Raw genomic sequence first — 518 nt, 5'->3', positions numbered from 1 at the left:
CGCCTGTTTGATGTGCGAAGCGATGATCGGATGCGCAGATGTGGTGTCAGAACCGATAATAAAGATCACATCGGAATGCTTAATGCTTGGAATGTCGTTGGTCATCGCACCACTCCCCAACGATGCTTCAAGCCCTGTCACACTTGATGCGTGACACAAACGTGCGCAGTGATCAACGTTGTTCGTACCAAGTTCACGACGGATGAATTTTTGAAACGCGTAGTTATCTTCGTTAGTGGTTTTCGCTGAAGAGAATCCGGCCAGTGCGTTGTTACCAAAATCTTGCTTGATGGTCGAAAGCTTCGAAGCCACTAGCTGAATCGCTTCGTCCCAACTTGCTGGCTGCAACCAACCATCTTTACGAATCAGTGGTGTCGTTAAACGCTCTTCGCTGCTAATGAAATCAAAACCAAAACGGCCTTTCACGCATAGCATACCTTGGTTAACTGGCGAATCCGCCCCTTTTACATAGCGGATTTTGTTTTGTTGCTCATCGACAAACATGGTCAACTTACAAC

The 518-nt window shown here is 46.9% G+C and carries 1 protein-coding gene; it reads right to left on the bottom strand.

The window, feature by feature from the left end; all coding sequences use genetic code 11:
• Positions 1–518: molybdopterin-dependent oxidoreductase (locus R7040_RS29925; protein ID WP_318098116.1), on the bottom strand; the 518-nt coding region annotated here is incomplete at both ends.

The organism is Vibrio sp. 1069 (genome assembly GCF_033340555.1).
Note: the sequence above shows the minus strand (reverse complement) of the source record. Positions and strands in the feature narration are given on the sequence as shown.